Below are 25,296 nucleotides of genomic sequence, written 5' to 3'. Positions count from 1 at the left end.
GCATGTCGATGCGCCTGCAGGCGTGTAAGCGAGCCGGGAAATATATCGGGCTCACGCCTGCGCTTGCGTGTCGAACTGTGAGCTTCGTGACGGCAGCTCTCGGCCACTGCCGGGGATGCCAACGCCGCCAGGGGCGGGAACGGAAATTGCGGGAAGACCGGATGGCGTCGCCAGGATCGCCCTCGCACAGGATAAGGAAATATGTTCTCAGACACCGCCGTTGAATTCCCTTTGTCGCCGTGCCTGCCCTCATTGCCCCAACCCGCCGTCTACGACACGGCGCGCTCGCTTTACGAAAACCTCTACTCGGCGACTCCCGATGCCGGCATTCGCGCGCGTGCCGGCAAATTCCTCGATGCCAGCCTGGAGGCCGTCCGGGCCCTGCCCAACGACATGCCGGCCACGCCGCAGGCATGCGGCGCCTGGATGGAGGCGAAGAGCGCGCATACGGCTCAACGCTATGCCGAATACCTCGCGGCGCGCCAATCAGGCGCGCCGCGCCAATATTTCTCCAGCGAAGCCCACGCGCTGTACTTCCTCAATGAAATAGCGCCCACCAAACTGGTGGACGGCGCCTGGCTCGCCGGCCTGGTGACCCAATGGGAAGACTCCCGCTTCCATCCGCTGATCCGAACCTATCTCGAAGAACTCGGCGACGGCGCGCCCGAGCTGAACCACGTGGTGTTGTACCGACGCCTGCTCGACGCCCACGCGTGCGGGCACCGCGACGGCATGGCCGACAGCCGCTTCGTGCAAGGCGCCATCCAACTCGCCCTCGGCTGCAACGCGGATAAATACCTTCCCGAAATCATCGGTTTCAACCTCGGCTATGAACAGCTCCCGCTGCACCTGCCCATTACCGCCTACGAGTTGAACGAACTCGGCATCGACCCCTACTACTTCACCCTGCACATCACCATCGACAACATGGCCACCGGCCACGCGCGGCGGGCCCTCGACGCATTGCAGCTCACCCTCCCCGCCAGGCATCGAGCAGCCTTCTTCGAGCGCGTACGCAACGGGTACATGCTCAACGAACTGGGCGACGGCAGCGAGTCCATCATCCGCGACTTCGACCTCGAACAAGAGGTCATCGCCATATTCAAACGCAAAAGCGTCTTCGGCCGGCACATGCACTCCGACTATTGCAAGCTCGCCGGCAAATCCGTCAACGCATGGCTGGCCGACCCCGGGCAAATACCGGCTTTTCTGGATCAGCTGCAGCGTGGCGGCTGGATACGGCGCAACCAGGACCCCGCGGCAAGCCGGTTCTGGCGCCTGCTGGCGGGCGAACGTGCCGAAATGTTCGGCGTATTCACCGACTACGAAATCCGCGTCATCCACGACTGGATCGCCGGAGAGTGGAAAGACCCGCAACTTCAAGTCCCTTCGCGCGCCCTGTCGTACCGGGCGCGTCGGCGCATGGAAGAAGCGGATACCGGCCTGCCGGCGCCCGAGGATGCCGACAACGACTTCAACGAACCGCTGCGCCGCCTCTGCGCCGATCTGGATGAAGCGGACTCCAAGCGGGAACGCATGCGCATGCTGCTGCCTTACCTGGGGCCTGCGAGTCATCACACGCCGGAGGGGTTGCTGGCGACACGGTTGTTCAGTCAGGGATTGCGTGGGGGTGCGTCTTGATGGCTGTCGGCTGAGCCGGGCGAAGGCACGCGAAAAAAAGGCCGCACACAGTGCGGCCTCTCTTCGACTAACTACTACGATCCCTACTTCTTCCTAACCGGCGGCAAATCCGTACACACCCCTTCCGCCACCTCAGCCGCCATCCCGATCGACTCGCCTAGGGTCGGATGCGGATGGATCGTCTTGCCGATATCCACCATATCCGCCCCCATCTCGATCGCGAGCGCCACTTCCCCGATCATGTCGCCGGCATTCGTACCCACGATGCCGCCCCCCACGATCCGGTGCGTCTCTTCATCGAACAGCAGCTTGGTAAACCCTTCGTCGCGCCCATTGGCGATGGCGCGGCCGGAAGCGGCCCACGGGAACATGCCCTTGGTGATCTTGCGGCCCTGCTTCTTGGCTTCGTCTTCGGTCAGGCCCACCCACGCGACTTCCGGATCCGTGTAGGCCACGGACGGGATGACGGTGGCGTCGAAGTGGCTCTTCTGGCCTGCGGCCACTTCGGCGGCGACATGGCCTTCATGCACGGCCTTGTGGGCGAGCATGGGTTGGCCGACGATGTCGCCGATGGCGAAGATGTGCGGCACGTTGGTGCGCATCTGGGAATTCACGGGAATGAACCCGCGGTCGCCCACTTGCACGCCGGCCTTGTCGGCGCCGATGTTCTTGCCGTTGGGGCTGCGGCCGACGGCCTGCAGGACGAGGTCGTAGCGCTGGGGTTCCTTGGGGGCTTTTTCGCCTTCGAAGGTGACCCAGATGCCGTCTTTCTTGGCTTCGATGCCGACCGTCTTCGTTTTCAACATGATGTTGTCGAAGCGGTGCTCGTTCATCTTCTGCCAGACCTTGACGAGGTCGCGGTCGGCGCCCTGCATCAGGCCGTCGAGCATTTCGACCACATCCAGCCGCGCGCCCAGGGTCGAGTAGACCGTGCCCATTTCGAGGCCGATGATGCCGCCGCCGATGATGAGCATTTTCTTGGGCACGCTCTTGAGCAGCAGCGCGCCGGTGGAGTCGACGATGCGTTCGTCTTCGGGGGCGAACGGCAGTTTCACGGACTGGCTGCCGGCGGCAATGATGGCGCTGGCGAATTGCAGCACCTGCTTGCCGTCCTTGGTCTCCACCTCGATATGGTTGGGACCGACGAAGGCGCCGATGCCGGTCACCACGGCGACCTTGCGGGCCTTGGCCATGCCGGCGAGGCCGCCGGTGAGCTTGCCGACGACGCCTTCCTTGAACTTGCGCAGCTTGTCCAAGTCGATGTCGGGCTTGCCGAAGCTGATGCCGTGCTCGGCCATCTTGGCGGCTTCTTCGACCACGGCCGCGGTGTGCAGCAGGGCCTTGGAGGGAATGCAGCCGACATTCAGGCAGACGCCGCCCAGGGTCGAGTAGCGTTCGACCAGGGCAACCTTCAGACCGAGGTCGGCGGCGCGGAAGGCGGCGGAGTAGCCGCCGGGGCCGGCGCCCAGCACCACGACGTCGAAGCTCTGGTCGGCCTTGCCGCCGAAGCTGGCCGCGCTGGGCGTGGGCAGCGGGACGGGATCCGGGTCCGGCTTGTCGGAGGTGGGCTCGCCCAGTTCGTGCATGGCGGACGGCGCGGATTCGAGTTTGGTCGACTCGGTGGAACGGGGCGGCGGCGCGGCCTCGCCCGCGGCGGCCTCGATCTCGACCAGCGGCGAGCCTTCGCTCACCTTGTCGCCGACCTTGACCTTGACGGCCTTGACCACCCCGCCTTCGGAAGCCGGGATCTCCATGGAGGACTTGTCGGATTCGACTGTGATCAGGCTTTGCTCGGCCTTGATCGTGTCGCCGACGGCCACCAGGACCTCGATGACCTCGACCTCCTTGAAATCGCCGATGTCGGGTACCTTCAGTTCTTTCGCCATCGTCGCTCCTTACAGCATGATCCGGCGGAAGTCCGCCAGGACCGCGGCCAGGTGGGCATTGAAGCGGGCCGCCGCGGCGCCGTCGATGACGCGGTGGTCATACGAGAGCGACATGGGCAACGTGAGCTGGGGCACGAACTGCTTGCCGTCCCACACGGGCTTCATGAACGAGCGGCTCACGCCCAGGATGGCCACTTCGGGCGCGTTGATGATGGGCGTGAAGGTGGTCCCGCCGATGCCGCCCAGCGACGAGATCGAGAAGCAGCCGCCCTGCATTTCCGCGGGCGAGAGCTTGCCGTCGCGCGCCTTCTTGGCCAGTTCGGACGATTCCTTGGCGATGTCCAGCACGCCCTTCTTGTCGGCGTCGCGGATCACCGGGACGACCAGGCCGTTGGGCGTATCGGCGGCGAAGCCGATGTGGAAGTACTTCTTCAGCACCAGATTGTCGCCGTCGAGCGAGGCGTTGAACTCGGGGAATTTCTTCAGCGCCGAAACGACCGCCTTGATCAGGAACGCGAGCATCGTGAGCTTGATGCCGGACTTCTCGTTTTCCTTGTTGAGCTGAACGCGGAAGGCTTCCAGGCTGGTGATGTCGGCGTCTTCGTTGTTGGTGACGTGGGGGATCATCACCCAGTTGCGGTGCAGGTTCGCGCCGGAGATCTTCTTGATGCGCGACAGCGGCTTGGATTCGATCTCGCCGAACTTGGTGAAATCGACCTTGGGCCACGGCAGCAGGTCCAGGCCGCCGCCCGACGCGCCGGCAGCCGGCGCCGCGGCAGCCGTGCTGGCGCCGCCGGCCAGCGCCTGCTTGACGAAGTTGCGCACGTCGTCGGGGGTGATGCGGCCCTTGGGGCCGCTGGCCGTCACTTTGGCAAGATCCACGCCCAGTTCGCGCGCGAACTTGCGCACCGAGGGCGAGGCATGGCTCTTGGCGCCCGTCTGCACCGACGAGGCCTCGGCCTGCACGGGGGGCTGGCGCGTGGCGGCGGGCGCGGCGGCCGGCGCCGCAGCAGCGGGGGCGGCCTCGGCCGGCTTGGCGGCAGGCGCGCTCTCGGCCTTGGCCGGAGCAGCCGCGGCGGATGCGCCGGTCTTGACCTTGACCAACTGGCTGCCCTTGGAAACCTTGTCGCCCACCTTGACCAGCAGCTCGACGACTTCGCCGGCGGCCGAACTGGGGATTTCCATGGAGGATTTGTCGGACTCGACCGTGATCAGGCTCTGTTCGGCCGAGACCTTGTCGCCGACCTTGACCAGCACTTCGATGACTTCGACGTCTTTGAAGTCGCCGATGTCGGGCACGTCGATGGTTTCCTCGCCGCCGCCCTGGGCCGGCGCGGCCTGGGGCGCGGCGGCGGGGGCCGCTTCCTGTTTGGCCGGTGCAGCAGGCGCCTCGGCCTTGGACGGCGCGGCTTCCTGCCTGGGCGCCTCGGCCTCGGCGGCGGCGCCTTCGATCTCGACCAGCACCGAGCCTTCGCTCACCTTGTCGCCGACCTTGACCTTGATCGCCTTGACCACCCCGCCTTCCGAAGCGGGGATTTCCATCGACGATTTATCGGATTCGACGGTCACCAGGCTTTGCTCGGCCTTGATGGCGTCGCCCACCGAGACCAGGATCTCGATCACTTCGACGGCGCTGAAATCCCCGATGTCGGGGACTTTCAGCTCACTCACATTGCTCATTCTGTAGTCTCCAGAAGGCCGGACCCGGGCCGGCGCACCCCCTTGCGCAGGCAGGCGCGCGCCAGCCGGGCGGGCGGGACGGGGCCTGCAGGCCCTATCCTACCCTCCCGGCCGCCGATCAGGCGCGTTGGGGGTTGGCTTTCTCGGGGTTGATACCGTACTTCTTGATGGCTTCGGCCACTTTCTTGAGCGGGATCTTGCCTTCGTCGGCCAGCGCCTTGAGGGCGGACAGCGTGACGAAGTGGCGATCCACCTCGAAGTGCTCGCGCAGCTTGGCGCGGAAATCGGAGCGGCCGAAACCGTCGGTGCCCAGCACGTTGTAGGCGCGGCCCTTGGGGATGAACGGCCGGATCTGGTCGGCGAACGACTTCATGTAGTCGGTCGAGGCGACGATCGGGCCCTCGGTCTTGGACAGCGCTTCGGTGACGTAGGAGACCTGCGGGGTCTTGTCCGCCGGATGCAGCAGGTTGTGGCGCTCGGCGTCCAGGCCGTTGCGGCGCAGCTCGGTGAAGCTGGTCACGCTCCAGATGTCGGCGGCCACGCCCCAATCCTTCTCGAGCAGTTCCTGGGCGGCGATGACTTCGCGCAGGATGGTGCCCGAGCCCAGCAGCTGGACGCGGTGCTCGGCCTTGGCCTCGCTCTTCTTCAGCTGGTACATGCCGCGGATGATGCCCTCTTCGTCGCCGGCCTTCAGGCCCGGCTGGGCATAGTTCTCGTTCATCACCGTGATGTAGTAGAAGACGTTTTCCTGGTCTTCCACCATGCGCTTCAGGCCGTTCTGGACGATGACCGCCAGCTCGTGCGCGAAGGTCGGATCGTACGACACGCAGTTGGGGATGGTGGCCGACATCAGGTGGCTGTGGCCGTCTTCGTGCTGCAGGCCCTCGCCGTTGAGCGTCGTGCGGCCGGCGGTGCCGCCCAGCATGAAGCCGCGCGCCTGCATGTCGCCGGCGGCCCAGGCCAGGTCGCCGATGCGCTGGAAGCCGAACATCGAGTAATAGATGTAGAACGGCACCATGATGCGGTTGTTGGTCGAGTACGAGGTCGCCGCGGCGATCCACGAACTCATCGCGCCCGCTTCGTTGATGCCCTCTTCCAGGATCTGGCCGTCTTCCGCTTCGCGGTAGTACATGACCTGCGCCTTGTCGACCGGCACGTACTTCTGCCCTTCGGGGGCGTAGATGCCGATCTGGCGGAACATGCCTTCCATGCCGAAGGTGCGCGATTCGTCGGGCACGATGGGCACGACGCGCGAACCCAGGGTCTTGTCGCGCAGCAGCTGCGTCAGGATGCGCACGAAGGCTTGCGTGGTCGAAATCTCGCGGCCTTCGGCGGTCGGGTCGAGCACGGCCTGGAATACCGACAGCTCAGGCACCGGCAGGTGCTCGTCGGCCTTCTCGCGGCGGTGCGGCAGATAGCCGCCCAGCGCCTGGCGGCGTTCGTGCAGGTACTTCATTTCCGGCGATTCGTCCGACGGCTTGAAGTACGGCAGGTCGGCCAGCTTGTCGTCCGGCACGGGAATGCTGAAGCGGTCGCGGTAGGCGCGGATGATGTCGTCGTCCAGCTTCTTCTGCTGGTGCGCGGGGTTGCGCGACTCGCCGGCGGCGCCCATGCCGTAGCCCTTGATGGTCTTGGCCAGGATGACGGTCGGACGGCCCTTGCTGTTCTGCGCGGCGTCGAACGCGGCATAGACCTTGTGGGGATCGTGGCCGCCGCGGTTCAGGCGCCAGATGTCCTCGTCGCTCATGCGGCTGACCAGTTCCAGCAGCTTGGGGTGCTTGCCGAAGAACTTCTCGCGCACGAACGCGCCGTCGTTGGCCTTGTAGGCCTGGTATTCGCCGTCGACGGTCTCTTCCATGATCTGGCGCAGGATGCCTTCCTTGTCGCGCGCCAGCAGCGGATCCCAGTAGCCGCCCCAGATCAGTTTGACGACGTTCCAGCCGCTGCCGCGGAATTCGCCTTCCAGTTCCTGGATGATCTTGCCGTTGCCGCGCACCGGGCCGTCCAGGCGCTGCAGGTTGCAGTTGATCACGAACACCAGGTTGTCGAGCTTCTCGCGCGAGGCCAGGCTGATGGCGCCCAGCGACTCGGGCTCGTCCATCTCGCCGTCGCCGCAGAACACCCAGACCTTGCGGTTGCTGGTGTCGGCGATGCCGCGGGCGTGCAGGTACTTCAGGAAGCGCGCCTGGTAGATGGCCATCAAGGGGCCCAGGCCCATCGAGACGGTCGGGAATTGCCAGAAGTCGGGCATCAGCTTCGGATGCGGATAGGACGACAGGCCCTTGCCGTCGACTTCCTGGCGGAAATGGTTGAGCTGGTCTTCCGACAGGCGGCCTTCCAGGAAGGCGCGGGCGTACACGCCCGGCGAAGAGTGGCCCTGGAAATAGACCAGGTCGCCGCCGCGGCTTTCGGTTTCGCCGTGCCAGAAATGGTTCTGGCCGGTCTCGATCATGGTCGCCAGCGAGGCGAACGAGGCGATGTGGCCGCCCAGGTCGCCGCCGTCGGGCGGGTGCAGGCGGTTGGCCTTGACCACCATGGCCATGGCGTTCCAGCGGATGTAGGAGCGGATGCGGTTTTCCAGGTCGAGCTTGCCCGGATGCGCCGGCTCCATGTGCGTCGGAATGGTGTTGACGTAGGCGGTGTTGGGCGAGAACGGAATGTAGGCACCCGAACGGCGGGCCAGGTCGATCAGGCGTTCAAGCAGGTAGTGGGCGCGTTCCGGGCCTTCGCGATCGAGGACCGCCTCCAGCGCGTCGAGCCATTCTTGGGTTTCCAGGGTATCTTCGTCGTTGGCGGCGTTAGCGGCCCCGACCTGGGGAAGAGCGGACATGCCTGTCTCCTGAGTCTGTGTGGCCCGGACGGGGGTGCCCCTCCGGGGAGTCTGTCGCTGCCAACGGCCTTCGGCTATGTAAAACTAAGGCCGTTCCGCAACTCCGGCGCGATTCTAGAAGGCGGCAAGCCTTCCGTGCAATATAAATTTCGTCTTACGAGATCATTTACCACGATGTGAAATCTAGCACGAAACGCCGAGAAAATCATTTTGCAGTGCAATAACCCAAAACCTTGCTGCCACAAGGCGATGCCGGCGATCTTCCACACGCAACAGCCCGCCGGCTTCAGCATACTCGTCCCAGTCTGCGTACACTTTTCCCCATGTCTACCGTTCATCCTTCCCGCATTCCCGCCCCGTTCCGCGAAATGGGCCGCCTGCGCCGCCGCAGCTGGTACTGGCTGACTCCCGCCATCGCGCTGGGGCTGTTCGTCTGCGTCATGGGCTCCATTCTCTGGTGGCTGGACTCCCGCGACGACGCCCAGCGCTACGGCACGCTGGTGCGCGACGTCGACTGGGCCCAGCAGTCGATGCGCCTGCGCATGCTCGTCGCGCGCGACCGCATGGGCGCGCTCGGCCGCGACCTCGTGCGCACCAATATGACGGAAAGCCGGTTCCAGGACGATGCCCGCGAACTTCTGGTCGAGCATCCCGAGATCATCCACGTCGCCTGGATCAATGCCGACCGCAAGGCCATCTGGGTGTCCACGCCGGACCGCCGCGCCGGCCAGAGCTTCCGCATGAGCGTGCCCGGCACGCCCGACCCGGAGGCCTTCCGCTCTTTCGAGATCGCCCGCGACGAACACCGGCCCGCCTATTCCCGCCCCTACCGCGGCCAGTACAACGAGGTCTACCTGGATCTCTACGTGCCCGTCTACCAGGACGAGCGCTTCCTCGGCACGCTGGCCACCGTGTACTCGGTGGACGCGATGCTGCAGCACCTGGTTCCCCAGGAAACCGCGCGCAAATACAAGGTCACCATCCTCGACGGCAACGACATGCCGCTGGTCTCGTCCTCGGCGCGCGCCGACAAGGGCGCGATCAACGCCTACGAGATCCCGCTCGATCCGCCCGGCAACGGCATGATGCTGAGCGCGCGCGGCTACCGCACCCAGACCGACACCTCGCAGACCATGCTGGTATGGGTGGTGGTGTCGCTGTCGGCGGTCATCATCTGGAGCCTGGTGGCGCTGTGGCGCCATACCCGCTTCCGCTCGCAGGCGGAGCAGGCCGTCATCGCCGAGACCGCGTTCCGGCGCGCCATGGAGAACTCCATGCTGACCGGCATGCGCGTGCTCGACATGGAGGGCCGCATCACCTACGTGAACCCCGCCTTCTGCCGCATGATGGGCTGGGACGAGACCGACCTGCTCGGCCGCACCCCGCCCTACCCCTACTGGCCGCAGGGCGACCACGCCGCGCAGTGGCGCAATACCGAGATGCTGCTGTCCGGCAACGCCCCCAGCACCGGCTTCGAGATGGAGGCCCAGCGCCGCGACGGCTCGCTCTTCTTCGCGCGCATGTATGTGTCGCCCCTGCTCGACCAGCGCGGCGTGCAGATAGGCTGGATGACCTCGATGACCGACATCACCGAGCCCAAGCGCATCCGCGAGGCCCTGGCGGCGGCGCACGAGCGCTTCATGACGGTGCTCGAAGGCCTGGACGACGCGATTTCCGTCACCGCCGAGACCCCCAAGGGCTCGGAACTGCTGTTCGCCAACCGGACCTACCGGCGCGTGCTGGGCTCCCAGCCGACCGGCCACGACGAACTGTCGGCCGGACGGCGCGGCCGCTTCACCGACGAGGCCATCGAGGTGTATTCGTCGTCCACCCACCGCTGGTTCGAGGTGCGCCACCGCATGCTGCAATGGGTGGACGGACGGCGCGTGCGCATGCAGGTGGCGCGCGACATCACCGAGCGCCGCGCATCCGAGGAGGCCTCGCGCGCCCAGCAGGAAAAGATCCAGCTCACCAGCCGCCTGATCACCATGGGGGAAATGGCGTCGTCGCTGGCGCACGAGCTCAACCAGCCGCTTACCGCGATCAACAACTACAGCATGGGCGTGGTCGCCCTGGTGCGCGCGGGCGACACCGACCCGGCCAAGCTGCTGCCCGCGCTGGAAAAAACCACCGCCCAGGCCCAGCGCGCGGGTATGATCATCCGCCGCATCCGCGAATTCGTGAAGCGCAGCGAACCCAAACGCCAGCGTGTCAGCCTGCCCGTGATCGTGGATAATGCCGTCGGTTTCGCCGGGATCGAATCCCGGACCCGGCGAATCGATATCATCCAAAAAATACCGGACCAGTTGCCGGACGTTCTCGCCGACCCTATTCTGATCGAACAGGTCGTGTTGAACCTGCTCAAGAATGGCCTGGAGGCCATGCAGAATTCGGAGTCGCGGGAACTGCTGGTGGAAGCAAACGTGCGAGAGGACATGGTGGAAGTGGCAGTCACCGACAGAGGACACGGCCTGGCCGACCCCGAACGTCTGTTCGAACCCTTCTACAGCACCAAGTCCGAAGGCATGGGCATGGGCCTGAACATCTGCCGCACGATCATCGAATTCCACCACGGACGGCTGTGGGCCGACCCCAATCCCGCCGGAGGCACGATCTTCAAGTTCACGCTTCCCTGGGTTGGCCCCACCGAACCGACCACGCCGGCCCTCGACCAGGAATCCGCCCCCAAGGAGCTTATCTAAATGAGCAACACGCCCCAGACCAGCACCGTCTTCATCGTCGACGACGACGAGGCCGTGCGCGACTCCCTACGCTGGCTGCTGGAAGCCAACGGCTACCGGGTCCGGGCCTATGAAAGCGCGGAACGCTTCCTGGCCGAGTACGACGCCGAAGTCGTGGGCGTGCTGATCGCCGACGTGCGCATGCCCGGCATGACCGGCCTGGAACTGCAGGAGCAACTGATCGCCCGCAAGGCCTCGCTGCCCATCGTGTTCGTGACCGGCCACGGCGACGTCCCCATGGCCGTCTCGACCATGAAGAAAGGCGCGGTGGATTTCCTGGAAAAGCCCTTCAGCGAAGCCGACCTGCGCGACATCATCGCCAACATGCTGCAACAGGCCCACGCCCGCGCCGCCGACGACGCCACCCGCCGCGGCTACGAGGCCCTGCTGTCGCGCCTGACCGTGCGCGAGCAGCAAGTGCTCGAACGCATCGTCGCCGGCCGCCTGAACAAGCAGATCGCCGACGACCTGGGCATCAGCATCAAGACGGTCGAGGCGCATCGCGCCAACATCATGGAAAAGCTGCAGGTGACCACCGTCGCCGACTTGATGAAGGTCGCGCTGCATAAAAATTGACCCCCCTACGCGCTGCGCGCGCCCCCCAGGGGGGCGGCACTGGCGGACCGGCGGAGCCGGATCCGCAGTGCCCTGGGTCTGCTACGGTGTCTCGGCGAGGCTCCTCGTTTAAGGCCATGGAGTAAAATTCTCGATTCCCTGGCGCACCGCCACGTCCGCTTTTCTTCTCCATACAGACCGCCATGCCCGCACGCCTCATCAACGGCAACGAACTTTCCAAGCAGATCCGCTCCGACATCGCCCTGCGCGCCGCCGAATTGACCCGGCAAGGCAAGCGTCCCGGCCTGGCGGTGATCCTGGTGGGCGACGATCCGGCCTCGCACGTCTACGTGCGCAACAAGGTCAAGGCCTGCCACGACGCGGGCTTCCATTCGGTGCTGGAAAAGTACGAAGCCACGATGGCCGAGGCCGAGCTGCTGGCCCGCATCGACCAGCTCAACCACGACCCGGCCATCCACGGCATCCTGGTGCAGATGCCGCTGCCCAGGCACATCGACCCGCACAAGGTGATCGAGGCCATTTCCACCCGCAAGGACGTGGACGGCTATTCGGTGCTGAGCGCCGGCGAACTGATGGCCGGTCTGGATGGCTTTCGCCCGTGCACGCCCTACGGCTGCATGAAGCTGATCGAGAGCACCGGCTGCGACTTGCGCGGCAAGCACGCCGTGGTGATCGGCCGCAGCAATACCGTGGGCAAGCCGATGGCGCTGCTGCTCCTGCAGGCCAATGCCACCGTCACGATCTGCCACAGCGCCACCCCCGACCTCGCCTACCACACGCGCCAGGCCGACGTGGTCGTGGCCGCCGTGGGCCGCCGCAACACGCTCACGGGCGACATGGTCAAGCCGGGCGCGATCGTGATCGACGTGGGCATCAACCGCAACGAGGAAGGCAAGCTGTGCGGCGACGTCGATTTCGACAGCGTCTCGCAGGTGGCCGGCTGGATCACGCCGGTGCCGGGCGGCGTCGGCCCGATGACGATCACGATGCTGCTGGCCAATACTCTGGAATCGGCTGAAAGATAGCCCCCTACGCGCTGACGCGCGCCCCAGGGGGCGAAACTGGCGTACCGGCGGAGCCGGATCCGCGGTTTCCTGGGTCAAACCCAACGGACTTCGTCGGGCCCATGGTCCCTTGGGCTTTCGGCTTGCCGCCCTTACATACGGTACACAGTCAGCATTTCGGAGTTCTCATGACGCAATCGTCCGCCGCTCAATCCATTCCCTCTTCCGCCGACCTGGCCGACAATCCGCTCATGGATTTATCCGGCCTGGCGCGCTTCGATGCGATCCGGCCGGAGCACATCACGCCTGCCGTAACGGCGTTGCTGGAGCGCGCGGAGGCGACGGTGGCCGCGTTGGAGGCCGATCATGTGGCAGATGCGCCGGCGACGTGGGAGAACGTGGTCGAGACGCTGGATGCGGGCATCGAAGGCCTGTCGCGCGCCTGGGGCGTGGTCGGGCATTTGAATTCTGTGGCGGATACGCCGGAACTGCGTGCCGCCTACGGCGAGAACCTGCCGCGCGTGACCGAGTTCTGGGCCGGGCTGGGCCAGAACCAGGCACTCTACGAACGCTACAAGAAGCTGGCGGCCGGCAAGGAATTCGGACATCAGACGCCTGCGCGCAAGAAACTGATCGAGAACGAGCTGCGCGGTTTCCGCCTGGGCGGCGCCGAACTGGCCGAGGCGCGCAAGCCGCGCTTCGCCGAGATCCAGGAACAGCAGGCCACGCAGTCCAAGGCGTTTTCCGACCACGTGCTGGACGCCACCAACAACTATGCGCTGATCGTGCGCGACGAGGCCGAACTGGCCGGGATCCCCGACGACGTCCGGCAGGCCGCCCGCGAAGCCGCCGCCAAGGCCGGCGAAGGGACGGACGAACGGCCGGCCTGGAAGTTCACGCTGCACTTCCCCTCCTACTTCCCGGTGCTGCAATACGCCGACCATCGCCCGCTGCGCGAGGCCATGTACAAGGCCCACGTGACGCGCGCCTCGGAACTCGGGCCGCAGTACGGCCAGGGCAAGTCCGAATGGGACAACACCGCCATCATGCTGGACCTGCTGCGGCTGCGCCGCGAGGAAGCGCAGCTGCTGGACTACGCCAACTACGGCGAAGTCTCGCTGGTGCCCAAGATGGCCGATACGCCCGAGCAGGTGCAGCAATTCCTCGCCGAACTGGCCGAGCGCGCCCGCCCCTACGCCGAACGCGACTTGAGCGAACTGCGCGCCTATGCCGCAGCCGAGCTGGGCCTGGCCGAGCTCGAACCCTGGGACATCGCCTACGCCTCGGAGAAGCTGCGCCAGGCGCGCTATGCCTTCTCCGAAAACGAGGTCAAGCAATACTTCCCCGAACCCAAGGTGCTGGCGGGCCTGTTCAAGGTCATCGAGACGCTGTTCCCGGTGCGCATCCGCCCGGACGAGGCGCCCGCCTGGCATCCCGACGTGCGCTTCTTCCGCGTGGAATCCGCGGAAGGCACGCTGCTGGCGCAGTTCTACCTCGATCTATACGCCCGCGAAGGCAAGCGCGGCGGCGCATGGATGGACGACGCCCGTACCCGCTACCGCCGCCCCGGCGGCGCGTTGCAGACCCCCATCGCCTACCTGGTCTGCAACTTCACGCCGCCCAGCGGCGGCAAGCCTTCGCTGTTCACCCACGACGAAGTAATCACGCTGTTCCACGAATGCGGCCACGGCCTGCACCACATGCTCACGCAGATGGAAGACCTGGGCGTCTCGGGCATCAACGGCGTGGAATGGGACGCGGTCGAACTGCCCAGCCAGTTCATGGAGAACTTCTGCTGGGAATGGGCGGTGCTCGAGCAAATGACCGCGCACATCGACACCGGCGAACCGCTTCCGCGCGCGCTGTACGACAAAATGGTCGCCGCCAAGAACTTCCAGGGCGGATTGATGACGCTGCGCCAGGTCGTGCTGGCCGCGACCGACATGCATCTGCATACCGACTACGACCCCGACGGCGGACAAAGCGTGCTGGAGCTGTCGCGCGCAGTCAACGACCGCATGCACGTCATGCCGCAGCCCGAAGTCTCGCGCTGGATCAACACCTTCAGCCACATCTTCGCGGGCGGCTATTCGGCCGGCTACTACAGCTACAAGTGGGCCGAGGTGCTCTCCGCCGACGCCTATGCTGCCTTCGAGGATGCGGCGACCGAAGACACGCTACGTCCCGAGGTCGGCGCGCGCTTCCTGCAGGAGATCCTGCAAATGGGCGGCAGCCGTCCGGCGATCGAATCGTTCCGCGCCTTCCGCGGGCGCGATCCCAGCATCGATGCGCTGCTGCGTCACAGCGGCATGGCCGAGCCCGCGGCGTCCTGATCGCGCGAGATCGACATCCGCACCGCGGCGAGCTCCCTGGACAGCAAAGCGTCCAGCGTGGGTTCGCCCGGCAGTTCGAGCAGCGGCTGGCCGCCATAGGTGCGCAGCAAGTCCTTGGCGACATCGAGCGCGACCAGCGCCCTGCGATGCGGCGTGCCTGGGAGACCGGAGAACGGAAACGTGGACTCCAGCTCGGCAACGTTCCAGTTGCGCGGCACGAACAGCCAGGCGGTGCGGCCATTCATTTCTATCCCGCTCAACACGAGCACCTCGGCACACGCTTTCCCTGTTTGCATAAAACGCAACCTCCCCCGCGCTCACGCCGGGCGGTCCACCCACCCATCGTCAGGCCTGGTCATATATTTTGCATATAACGCAAAATATACACGATCCATTTGCGTACAGCGCTTTGCGTCGCAAGCAAAGCACTTTGACAATCACGCCATGGATATCGGCTCGGCGATCAGGCAAACGCGGGAGAAGCTCGGGCTCAAGCTCGAGTCCGTCGCCATGGAGGCGGGTTTCGACGCCGGCAACCTTTCCCGCATCGAAAACGGCAAGCAGAACCCATCCCTAAAGCGGCTCCAGAGCATCGCCCGGGCGATGAACGTCGGCGTGACCGACCTGTATGCCTTGGTCGAAAACGTCCAGGTCATCCCCGCCCGCCCCGAACTGCACGACGGCGACGAAGCCCCCTACCTCTCCGACGAAACACGCCTGCTCCGGCGCCATCTCGCGCTGCTGGACGCCAAGCACCTCAAGCTCGCGGCCGAATTCGTCAAACTGCTCAACCGGCTCCAGAAAGAAGAAAACGCCAGGCAGGAAACGGTCTGACCGTTGCTGCTGGCGTTTTCGGCAGGAAGAACTTCGGCGATCAGCCGGGGCGGCCCATCAATTGCGAAATGTCGCGCACCGCGCCGCGGTCGGCCGAGGTCGCCATCAACCCGTAGGCCTGCAGCGCCTGCGACACCACGCGCTGGCGGTCCACCGGCTTCCAGGCCTTGGCGCCGCGCGCTTCCATCGCTTCGCGGCGGTGCGCCATCTCGGCCGCGTCCACACGCAGATTGATGGTGCGATTGGGGATGTCGATGTCGATCATGTCGCCTTCCTGTACCAGGCCGATGGCGCCGCCCTCGGCGGCTTCCGGCGAGGCGTGGCCGATCACCAGGCCCGACGAACCGCCCGAGAAACGTCCGTCGGTCAGCAGCGCGCAGGCCTTGCCCAGGCCCTTGGACTTGATGTAGGAGGTCGGGTAGAGCATTTCCTGCATGCCGGGGCCGCCCTTGGGGCCTTCGTAGCGGATGATGACCACGTCGCCCTCGTGCACCGTGTCGCCCAGGATGCCGTCCACGGCGTCTTCCTGGCTTTCGAACACGCGCGCCTTGCCCGAGAACTTGAGGATGCTCTCGTCCACGCCCGCGGTCTTGACGATGCAGCCCTTCTCGGCCAGGTTGCCGTACAGCACGGCCAGGCCGCCGTCCAGCGAATAGGCGTGCGCCTTGTCGCGGATGCAGCCTTCGGCGCGGTCGTCGTCCAGCTTGTCGAAGCGCTTGTCCTGGCTGAAAGCCACCTGCGTGGGCACGCCGCCGGGCGCGGCGCGGAAGAAGGTCGAGACGGCCTCGTCCTTCGAGGTCATCACGTCATTGGCGGCGATCGCCTCGCCCAGATTCTTGCTGTGGACGGTGGAAACCGAGGTATCGAGCAGCCCGGCGCGGTTCAGCTCGGCCAGGATGCCCATGATGCCGCCGGCGCGGTGCACGTCCTCGATGTGGTACTCCTGCGTGGCGGGCGCGACCTTGCACAGGCACGGCACGTGGCGCGAGATCTGGTCGATGTCGCTCATCGTGAAATCGACGCCGGCCTCCTGCGCCGCCGCCAGCAGGTGCAGCACGGTATTGGTCGAACCGCCCATCGAGACGTCCAGCGCCATCGCGTTCTTGAACGCGGACTTAGTGGCGATGTTGCGCGGCAGCACCGAAGCGTCGTCCTGCTCGTAGTAGCGCTTGCACAGTTCCACCGCCAGCCGGCCGGCGCGCAGGAACAGCGCCTTGCGGTCGGCGTGGGTGGCCACCACCGTGCCGTTGCCCGGCAGCGACAGGCCCAGGGCCTCGGTCAGGCAGTTCATCGAGTTGGCGGTGAACATGCCCGAACACGATCCGCAAGTGGGACAGGCCGAGCGCTCGTAGTTCTCGACGTCGGCATCCGACACCGACGGGTCGCCAGCCTTGATCATCGCGTCGATCAGGTCGACCTTGATGATCTTCTGGCCGCCGGCATCCTGCGCCGGATGGTAGGCCTCGATCACCTTGCCCGCTTCCATCGGGCCGCCCGACACGAACACGGCCGGGACGTTCAGGCGCATCGCGGCCATCAGCATCCCCGGAGTGATCTTGTCGCAGTTCGAAATGCAGACCATCGCGTCGGCACAGTGGGCGTTGACCATGTACTCGACCGAATCGGCGATCAGCTCGCGCGAAGGCAGCGAGTACAGCATGCCGCCGTGGCCCATGGCGATGCCGTCGTCCACGGCGATGGTGTTGAACTCCTTGGCCACGCCGCCGGCCGCCTCGACCTCGCGCGCCACCATCTGGCCGAGATCCTTCAGGTGCACGTGGCCGGGCACGAACTGGGTGAAGGAATTGACGATGGCGACGATGGGCTTGCCGAAATCGCCGTCCTTCATGCCGGTCGCGCGCCAGAGCGCACGGGCCCCGGCCATGTTGCGACCATGGGTGGAAGTACGGGAACGGTATTGCGGCATGATGGAGCTCACACGAAAAAAGGGCGAAGCTGATAAGTATAGGGCTTTAAACAGCATACATGACGATTGGACAGGCATGGACGGGCAGCGGTTCAGCGTGGAACTTGGCCCGGATAATAAAAATAATTACTATTCACAAACTACCCATCTCCCCGGAAAAATTTCCATGACGACTTCTGCCGCGCTTTGGGCGCGCTACCAGGCCCTGAAGGCCGAACAGCCCAAGCTGCGCATACGCGATGCCGCCTCGCAACTGGGCGCCAGCGAAGGCGAACTGGTGGCCGCCGATCCCTCCGCCGTCCGCCTCAAGCCCGATTGGGCCGCGCTGCTGGGAGGGCTCAAGGCCGCCGGGCCGGTGCTCGCCCTGACCCGCAACGAAGCCGCCGTCCACGAAAAAACCGGCGCCTACGACCACGTGCAGATCGAAGGCAGGATGGGCCTGGCGCTGAACCCGGCCATCGACCTGCGCCTGTTCCTGTCGCAGTGGCGGCACGCCTTCGCCGTGGGCGGCGAACGCCCCAGCTTCCAGGTGTTCGACCAGCAAGGCGACGCCGTCCACAAGATCTACGTCACGGAAGGCACCGACCGGGCCGCGTTCGACGCGCTGCTGGCCGCGCACGCCGACGTCCCCGGCCCGCTCGTGCCCGAGCGCCGCGCCGCAGAAACGGTCAAACCCGATGCGGACGTCGACGTCGAGGCCTTCCGCCAGGAATGGCGCGAACTGCGCGACACGCACGAATTCTTCGGACTGCTGCGCCGCCACGGCCTGGGCCGCGTCCAGGCGCTGCGGCTCGCGCCCGCCGACCATGCCCAGCAGGTCGGCATCGGCGCGGTCGATACGGTGCTGGAATCGGCCGCTGCGTCCGGGCTCTCCATCATGGTGTTCGTCGGCAACCCAGGCTGCGTGCAGATCCACACCGGGCCGGTGCATCGCATCGCCCCCATGGGCCCCTGGCTGAACGTGCTCGATCCCGGCTTCAATCTGCACATGCGGATGGACTTGTTCGAACAGGCGTGGGTCGTGCGCAAGCCCACCGAGGACGGCATCGTCACCTCGCTGGAATGCTACGATGCCGACGGATCGCTGATCGTGCAGTTCTTCGGCGAACGCAAGCCCGGCAAGCCCGAGCTGCCGGCATGGACCGAACTGGCGGACAGCCTGGCCAGCATTGCGCCGGGCACGCCGCGGCGCGCGGACTGAGCCGCCGCGCCGCGCCGCGCCCGTCGGGCGGTCCCGCCACGGCCGGACCGCCCTCATTCTTCATCCATCGCCCATGCCCGCCTGCTTCCCTTCCCCTCGCTCCTTCTTGCCGCTGCGCACGGCCGCTGCCTGCGCCGCGGCCCTGCTGCTGGCGGGCTGCTCGTTCATGCCCGGCGCCAAGAACCGGCCCGCCGACGCGCTGGCCAAGGAACTGCCGCGCCACGGCATCGTGCTGCTGGGCGAAGTCCACGACAACGCCGAAGGCCACCGCCTGCGCACGCGCGCGCTGGCCGAGGCCGTGGACGGCGGCTGGCGGCCGGTCATCGCCATGGAGCAGTTCGACATCGAGCGCCAGGCCGACCTCGACCGGGCGCTGAAAACCTGCCGCGACGCCGATTGCGTGATCGCCGCGGCCTCGCCCGCCAAAACCGGCTGGAACTGGTCCTACTACCGCCCGGTGCTGGAACTGGCGCTCAAGCAGAAACTGCCCGTGGTAGCGGCCAACCTCTCGCGCACCGATGCGGCGGCCGTCATGCGCAACGGCCTGGGCGCCACCTTCACCGTGGAGCGCGTGCGCGCGCTCGGCCTGGCCTCGCCTCCCGCCGGCCTGATGGCCGCGCAGCGCGACGAAGTGGCCGAAGCCCACTGCCGCGCCCTGCCCGCCACCATGCTGGGCGGCATGGCCATGGCGCAACTGGCGCGCGATGCCGTCATGGCCGATGCCGTCAAGACCGCGCACGCCCAAGGCACGCGGCCCGTCGTGCTGCTGGCCGGCAACGGCCACGTGCGGCGCGACCTGGGCGCGCCCAGGTGGCTGGGCCAGCCTGCCTACGCGGTGGGCTTCCTCGAAGAAGCGGCCGCTCCCGGGCGCTACGATCAAACGATCGCCCTGCCCGTCGCCACGCGCGAGGATCCCTGCAAAGCCTTCCGCTAGAAGGCCGGGGGCCGGCGCACTAGAATCATCCCCCTAGGCGCCATCGTCCGTTGAGGGCGCCCCGCCCTTTCCAACGGAGACCACTCATGCCAGCCAGCCCGTCCACCCCGATACGCCTGTGCATCGCCGGCGAAGGCGCCATGGGCGCCACGCATGCGGGCATCTTCTCGCGCATGCCCGGTGTGGCGATCACCGCCCTCGCCGCAGCCGACCTCGGACGCGGCCGGCAACTGGCGGCGCAGCACGGCATCCCCCACTGCAGCGACGACCTCCAGGCCTGCCTGAGCCGCCCCGACGTCGACGCCGTCGTCCTGGCCACCCCCTCGGGCCTCCACGCCGAACACGCCGAACTGGCCGCCCGCCTGGGCAAGCCCATGCTGATCGAGATCCCCGCGGCGCTGAGCCTGGCCGACACCGAACGGCTGGTCAGCCTGCAGGCAGAGACCGGCGTCCCCATGATGGTCGCCCACAGCCGCCGCTTCGCGCCGCCCCACACCACCCTGCGCGAACGCATCCAGAGCGGCGACTTCACCCTGCACCATCTCGTCTGCGAAACCTACTTCTTCCGCCGCAACAACCTCAACATGTTCGGCGAACCGCGCACCTGGGTGGACAGCCTGCTGTGGCACCACGCCTGCCACACCGTCGACCTATTCTGCTGGCTGCTGGGCGAATCGGAATTCGACGTCTGGGGCCAGCGCGGCCCCGACCACCCCGAGCTCGGCATCCCCATGGACCTCACCGTCGCCATGCGCTCGCGCAAGCGCTGCACGCTGCTGACCATGGCCATGTCGTTCAACAACAAAGGGCCGTTCGGCGGGTTCTATCGGTACATCGGGGAAGAAGAAACCTACCGGGCGTTCCGCGATGAGTTGACGGACAGCGAAGGGAAGGTGGTGGATATGCCCGGAGCGATGCCGGCATTCGAGGCGCAGGATGCGGAGTTCATTGCGGCGCTGCGCGAAGATAGGCCGAGCGGGTGCGATATTGCGTCGGTGCTGCCGGCGATGCGGGCGCTGGATGCGGTGGATCGGATCATGCGCGGCGCCGCGTGACGAAGTCCGGCAGTTCTTCCCCCACCCGCACCATCGGCCTGGGCAGCGCGGCGCGCGAGCTCTATCGCGCACTCTGGCGCCATGCGACCGGCGTACGCCCCCACATGCTCGGTGCCGCCGGCCTGTTGTCCGCGGCGCAACTGCTGCGGCTGACCATGCCCTGGCTCGCCGCCCAGGCGATCAACGCGCTCCAGCAAGGCAGCATGGCGACGGCCGGCCGCTGGATCGTCTACCTCGTCGGCATCTACCTGCTGTCGTGGCTGCTGCACGGCCCCGGACGCGTGCTGGAGCGCAACGTCGGCGTCCGCGTGCGCGAACGGCTGGCCGACCAGCTCTACGCGCGCATCGCCGCCGCGCCGCTGGCCTGGCGCGACGGCCGGCACTCGGGCGAACTCCAGCACCGCGTCGTACAAGCCAGCCGCGCGCTCTCGGACTTTGCCCAAAACCAGTTCGGCTACCTGCAAAGCGCCTTCAACTTCGTCGGCCCGCTGGTCGCGCTGGCCTTGCTCTCGCGCACCAGCGGCGCCATCGCGGTAAGCGGCTACGTCGTCATCGCCCTCATCATCCTGCGCTTCGACCGCGTCCTCATGCAGCTCGCCCGCGCCGAGAACGACGCCGAACGCCGCTACGCCGCCGCCCTGCTCGACTTCGTCGGCAACGCCGGCACCGTCATCGGCCTGCGCCTGCAGGCCGCCTCCCGCAAAATCCTCGGCCGCCGCATGCAAGCCGTCATGGCGCCCTTGCGCAAGGCCGTCATGGTCAACGAAGGCAAATGGTTCGCCGTCGACCTGCTGGGCATGGGGCTCACCTGGATTCTGGTGGTGGTCTACGTGCTGCAACATCGCCAGCCCGGGCAGGCGATCATGCTGGGCACCGTCTTCATGATCTACCAGTACGCGCAACAAGCCGCCACCGTAGTCGGCTCCATGGCCACAAATTTCCAGAGCTTCGCGCGCATGCATACCGACTACGGCAGCGCGGAGCCGATCTGGGAAGCGCCTGGGGATCCGGATGCTGCGGTGCCGGCCGTGGTTGCGGATGCGCCGTGGCAGACCTTGGAACTGCGTGGCGCTACGTGGAGCTATGCAGACGATGCGCGCGGCGGTTTGCATGGGATTGATCTGGTTCTGCGACGCGGCTCGCGGGTTGCGCTCATCGGCCCAAGCGGTGGGGGCAAGAGCACGTTGCTGCGCATGCTTGCGGGGCTTTATCCGCCTCAGCAAGGTGAGTTGTTGCGGGATGGCGCGGTGGTGGATTGGGAGGAACTACGCACGTTGGCTACGCTGATTCCGCAAGAAGCCGAGGTGTTCGAGGCCAGTGTCGAAGAGAACCTGACCTTTGGAGATCCGGCGGACGCGCAGGCCTTGCAGTCGGCGGTGCATGCGGGAGTATTCGACGAGGTGCTGCAGCGAATGCCGGAGGGACTGGCTAGCGCGATCAATGAGCGTGGCGGAAATCTTTCCGGTGGACAGCGGCAGCGGTTGGCATTGGCACGTGGGGCGTTGGCGGCCAAGGGAAGTTCGCTCTTGTTGCTTGATGAACCGACCAGTGCGCTCGACCCTCAAGCCGAGGGTCGAGTATTTGATCGCATGGTTGCGGCTTTTCCGGCGGCTTGCATTGTGGCGTCGGTGCATAGGCCAAGTTTGTTGGCACGGTTTGATACGGTGGTCGTGATGGAGGGAGGTAAGGTGGTAGATGCTGGAGTACGGGATGAAGTGCTTGGCAGACGTAAGTAATAACCAACCTATACGCTATTCTCTTTACTTCAGCCTTTTTACAGCATCAAATCTGGAGAAAAATAATAAACAATAACCTACGCAAATCCTGTTTATTTCTGGTTAACCATGATTTACATTTAGCAACCCATGCACTATAAACCTGTCGGAGAGGGAAGGAAACTCTTTGAATACTCCAGTCCTCATCGCTATGCTCGGCACACTCCGATGACGCTGCACCTTTTCAGCACTTCGCGAGGTTCGTAACTGCGAGCAGTGAAGTACCCAATTTTCTCGTTGAAGCTATTCAGGTGCCAATTGGTACCATCCACGGCGCTTCATCTTGATTCGAACAGGAAAGAAAGATTGGAGGCGAGCGGCTGCAAGTACCCTGCGGTCTCGACTAATGACTCTGTGACAGACAGCCCATCATCAGTAAAGGCAGGACTCGGATGCATACCAGTTACCAACCGTTCATTATATGACTTTGATCGGGCAGCAACTCAGATCAGTGGTCGACTATGCCACCATACCCGTACCCTCCCTTGGCGTATTGGGTCTTTGTATGGCACGCAATCGCGTCATTACAGTGTCACCATATGGGGTAAGCGTCCAGTATGTAGCTGTGTCCTTCACGCTCCGACTCTTCGTGCTCTTGGTAATCAGCCCCAGGGCACGAAGCTGAATCTTTATTGTTTGAAAATCGTCGCCATCTATTCGGAAGTTCATTAATCCAAGGTCTTTGAAGCCCTTGTTGCTTTGCAGGTCTGAGCTTGCCAAATCACTGATTAATCTGTTCAGGGACTTAGCCATTTCATTTTCGGTAGCTTCATCAATCATCAGTGGCGACACGGCCGAAAAAATTTCATCCCATTCCGCTTCCACGATTGCCCGATAACCTTTTCCATCATGCGCATAGGCGCTGGGAGACGCAACGAAAGAATAGTTAATTTCAAAAACATCTGCTCCTTGAGCAAACCCCCTTGTTCCTTCAGGCCCATGAATGCTCGCGGCCAAGAGATCCTGTTGAAGTTCCTCAATACGACGACGCAAACTGAGTATTTCCTCCATCGTACTCTCGTCTGGCACAAGATTGCCTCGTACCCATCCGATGCCAGGACTGCTTTTAATGAGCTTAACCAAACTTCGGCTAACTTGGCTGCCGAGATCCACAGGGCTCTCCCAAAAACGGCACATCTTTTTCTGTACAAAATCTCGAAATGTGCTTAGCTTTGCCTTCCCTTCATCTGAGGGTTCGCAACGACTTGCTGCAAGGTCTCCAGGGTTGCGATGAACGAAGCCGATGATTGGCTTACCAGTGTCGAGAGCGTATCGGTACTCCATCTCTGTATAGCTAAATCCATCAGGGCCCATGGAGCCGTATCTACCAGCAACTATGACCATGTAGTAGTCGCAATCATCAATCACTTTCTTAATCAATGTCCACTGGTCTTCACTGGCTGCCGGAAATAGCTCCATGCCAGCGGGAATACAGTCGAGCTCCAGCAACGCTTGAATGACCTCTTGGCGTTCCTCTTGAAGATCCGCATATGTGGAACTGATAAAGACTTGGTAGCGCTTATCCATAGCACTCACATTTGGAGATAGAATAAGTGATAATTCTACCTGTAATGCAACGCTCTACACTAGACGAATCTCGCAAACCAAACTCTACATACCTAGACTTGTCGACCATCGTGTACGCTATGCGGAACTGAAGCGGTTACGGTAGCCTCGTCGGGAGTATTTCCTCCCCGCGCTGCAGCGCATTCATCAAGGCAGCCGTGAATGACGTCCGGCATTCATGTAAGTATATTCAGGGGTGGCTTGCGAAGGTCTAATGCACTTTCACTCGTCATTCCAGCGGGCCATCTTCGGTGGCCGCTGAATTCCCACATTAGCCCGCATCAAGACTGAGCGCCTCATGTCGAACACCTTTCCTTGGACGTGCCCGTACTGCAATCGTGCGGCCATCATCACGAATAATTCATTCACAAGTGGTCTCGGTACGTTCAATGACGGCAACAAGGACGGTCCTCTCGGAATCGCCTGGACGGCGGTGACATGTCCGAACCCTCAGTGCCGGGAGTACGAACTGAAGGCCAAGCTCTTTGCCGTGGAGTATGCGGCCCACGGAGCCAGGGTTAAGGGCTTGCCGCTCACAGAGTGGCAACTTCGACCACAGTCCAGTGCAAAACCCTTTCCCAACTATATCCCTAGGGCCATCATCTCCGACTACAACGAAGCCTGCCTCATCCGTGATCTCAGTCCTAAGGCCTCCTCCACACTTGCTCGAAGATGTCTGCAAGGAATCATCCGTGACTTCTGGGGCATTTCCCGCAATCGACTCATTGATGAGGTCAACGAGTTGAAGCCGAAGATTGACACTGCAACGTGGAAAGCGATCGATGCGATTCGAAGTATCGGCAACATTGGTGCTCACATGGAGAAAGACATCAACGTCATCGTCGATGTTGAGCCGGAGGAGGCTCAGCTTCTCATTGACTTGATCGAGATTCTGCTAAAGGACTGGTACATCTCGCGTCATGAACGCGAGCAGCATCTTGAACACATCGTTGCCTTGGCCGCTAGCAAGAAAGAGGAGAAAGGCAAAAGCGTGGGTTAATCCTTCGCTTGAGCGAACCTCCGCCGGATAGACAGTTGATCATCGAGGCAATTGCGCCATCATCCGCCTCGCGTGCCAAGTGCCTACTTGGCAGCGGCCAACTCAGGCTCAAATGTGAGCGCCGGCTTCCCCATTTGGCGAAAATAGTCCCGGAACAAATTAGCCCTAACACCGCGTCGAGCATAAACGGCAAATACGTCATGCGAACAGATCGTCTCCTCAAGGCACCTTTCCCTTCCCCCTAATCTCCGTCACCACCAACTCCCCCTCCCGCCGCGCCACCGCCACGGGCTCGTAGACACAAGTCCGCGCC

Annotated in this window: 17 protein-coding genes; 11 read left to right on the top strand and 6 right to left on the bottom strand. The window is 64.4% G+C overall.

Annotated elements, in window-relative coordinates; all coding sequences use genetic code 11:
- Positions 1 to 201: 201 nt before the first annotated feature.
- Complete coding sequence (locus PIGHUM_RS08320; RefSeq protein WP_124079104.1) at positions 202 to 1,641, top strand: iron-containing redox enzyme family protein; 1,440 nt, start codon at positions 202 to 204, stop codon at positions 1,639 to 1,641.
- A gap of 83 nt (positions 1,642 to 1,724) precedes the next feature.
- On the opposite strand, the gene lpdA is transcribed toward PIGHUM_RS08320, so the two are convergent.
- From lpdA to aceE, 3 genes are all read right to left on the bottom strand, one after another.
- A complete protein-coding gene (lpdA, locus tag PIGHUM_RS08315) occupies positions 1,725 to 3,527 on the bottom strand; it encodes a dihydrolipoyl dehydrogenase (RefSeq protein ID WP_124079102.1) in 1,803 nt (600 codons plus the stop codon).
- Positions 3,528 to 3,536: 9 nt separating this feature from the next.
- Entirely contained in the window at positions 3,537 to 5,207 is a 1,671-nt protein-coding gene (gene aceF, locus PIGHUM_RS08310) for a dihydrolipoyllysine-residue acetyltransferase (protein ID WP_124079100.1), read from the bottom strand.
- 118 nt (positions 5,208 to 5,325) lie between these two features.
- Entirely contained in the window at positions 5,326 to 8,037 is a 2,712-nt protein-coding gene (gene aceE, locus PIGHUM_RS08305) for a pyruvate dehydrogenase (acetyl-transferring), homodimeric type (RefSeq protein WP_124079098.1), read from the bottom strand.
- Positions 8,038 to 8,360: 323 nt separating this feature from the next.
- Here aceE and PIGHUM_RS08300 point away from each other — a divergent pair, with 323 nt between their 5' ends.
- The 4 genes from PIGHUM_RS08300 to PIGHUM_RS08285 all read left to right on the top strand — a co-directional run bounded on the left by PIGHUM_RS08300 (position 8,361) and on the right by PIGHUM_RS08285 (position 14,691).
- Positions 8,361 to 10,739, top strand: coding sequence for a PAS domain S-box protein (locus PIGHUM_RS08300; protein ID WP_342773180.1), 2,379 nt, complete (start codon positions 8,361 to 8,363; stop codon positions 10,737 to 10,739).
- Positions 10,740 to 11,354, top strand: coding sequence for a response regulator transcription factor (locus PIGHUM_RS08295; protein ID WP_124079096.1), 615 nt, complete (start codon positions 10,740 to 10,742; stop codon positions 11,352 to 11,354).
- 182 nt (positions 11,355 to 11,536) lie between these two features.
- Positions 11,537 to 12,379 carry a bifunctional methylenetetrahydrofolate dehydrogenase/methenyltetrahydrofolate cyclohydrolase FolD gene (gene folD / locus PIGHUM_RS08290; RefSeq protein ID WP_124079094.1) on the top strand — a complete coding sequence of 281 codons (843 nt, stop codon included), beginning with the start codon at positions 11,537 to 11,539 and terminating at the stop codon, positions 12,377 to 12,379.
- Positions 12,380 to 12,546: 167 nt separating this feature from the next.
- On the top strand, positions 12,547 to 14,691 hold the full coding sequence (locus PIGHUM_RS08285; RefSeq protein WP_124079092.1) for a M3 family metallopeptidase: 2,145 nt from the start codon (positions 12,547 to 12,549) through the stop codon (positions 14,689 to 14,691).
- On the opposite strand, the gene PIGHUM_RS08280 is transcribed toward PIGHUM_RS08285, so the two are convergent.
- Positions 14,658 to 14,936, bottom strand: coding sequence for a hypothetical protein (locus PIGHUM_RS08280; RefSeq protein WP_124079090.1), 279 nt, complete (start codon positions 14,934 to 14,936; stop codon positions 14,658 to 14,660). The genes PIGHUM_RS08285 and PIGHUM_RS08280 overlap by 34 nt on opposite strands.
- A gap of 199 nt (positions 14,937 to 15,135) precedes the next feature.
- On the opposite strand from PIGHUM_RS08280, the gene PIGHUM_RS08275 reads away from it, so the two are divergent.
- A complete protein-coding gene (locus tag PIGHUM_RS08275; RefSeq protein ID WP_124079088.1) occupies positions 15,136 to 15,525 on the top strand; it encodes a helix-turn-helix domain-containing protein in 390 nt (129 codons plus the stop codon).
- 40 nt (positions 15,526 to 15,565) lie between these two features.
- Here the strand turns inward: PIGHUM_RS08275 and ilvD are convergent, their stop codons facing one another.
- On the bottom strand, positions 15,566 to 17,452 hold the full coding sequence (gene ilvD, locus PIGHUM_RS08270; RefSeq protein WP_124079086.1) for a dihydroxy-acid dehydratase: 1,887 nt from the start codon (positions 17,450 to 17,452) through the stop codon (positions 15,566 to 15,568).
- A 166-nt stretch (positions 17,453 to 17,618) separates the two neighbouring features.
- On the opposite strand from ilvD, the gene PIGHUM_RS08265 reads away from it, so the two are divergent.
- The 4 genes from PIGHUM_RS08265 (at position 17,619) to PIGHUM_RS08250 (ending at position 22,378) form a co-directional block, all read left to right on the top strand.
- Positions 17,619 to 18,653, top strand: coding sequence for a hemin-degrading factor (locus PIGHUM_RS08265; protein ID WP_124079084.1), 1,035 nt, complete (start codon positions 17,619 to 17,621; stop codon positions 18,651 to 18,653).
- Between the two features lie 106 nt (positions 18,654 to 18,759).
- Positions 18,760 to 19,587: a ChaN family lipoprotein gene (locus PIGHUM_RS08260; protein WP_246013033.1), complete on the top strand. Its 828-nt coding sequence runs from the start codon at positions 18,760 to 18,762 to the stop codon at positions 19,585 to 19,587.
- 86 nt (positions 19,588 to 19,673) lie between these two features.
- Positions 19,674 to 20,642 (top strand): Gfo/Idh/MocA family oxidoreductase, encoded by a 969-nt coding sequence (locus PIGHUM_RS08255; protein WP_124079080.1) that lies wholly within the window; start codon positions 19,674 to 19,676, stop codon positions 20,640 to 20,642.
- On the top strand, positions 20,639 to 22,378 hold the full coding sequence (locus PIGHUM_RS08250; RefSeq protein WP_246013031.1) for an ATP-binding cassette domain-containing protein: 1,740 nt from the start codon (positions 20,639 to 20,641) through the stop codon (positions 22,376 to 22,378). The genes PIGHUM_RS08255 and PIGHUM_RS08250 overlap by 4 nt, the downstream gene beginning before the upstream one ends.
- Positions 22,379 to 22,876: 498 nt before the next feature.
- Here the strand turns inward: PIGHUM_RS08250 and PIGHUM_RS08245 are convergent, their stop codons facing one another.
- Positions 22,877 to 23,944: a DUF4062 domain-containing protein gene (locus PIGHUM_RS08245; protein WP_124079078.1), complete on the bottom strand. Its 1,068-nt coding sequence runs from the start codon at positions 23,942 to 23,944 to the stop codon at positions 22,877 to 22,879.
- A gap of 337 nt (positions 23,945 to 24,281) precedes the next feature.
- Between PIGHUM_RS08245 and PIGHUM_RS08240 the strand changes: the two genes are divergently transcribed.
- On the top strand, positions 24,282 to 24,983 hold the full coding sequence (locus PIGHUM_RS08240) for a DUF4145 domain-containing protein (protein WP_124079076.1): 702 nt from the start codon (positions 24,282 to 24,284) through the stop codon (positions 24,981 to 24,983).
- The last annotated feature ends 313 nt before the right edge of the window (positions 24,984 to 25,296 follow it).

The organism is Pigmentiphaga humi (assembly GCF_900606115.1).
GTDB lineage: Bacteria > Pseudomonadota > Gammaproteobacteria > Burkholderiales > Burkholderiaceae_B > Pigmentiphaga > Pigmentiphaga humi.
The sequence above is the reverse complement of the archived record's forward strand: the minus strand, read 5'-3'. Positions and strand labels throughout refer to the sequence as shown.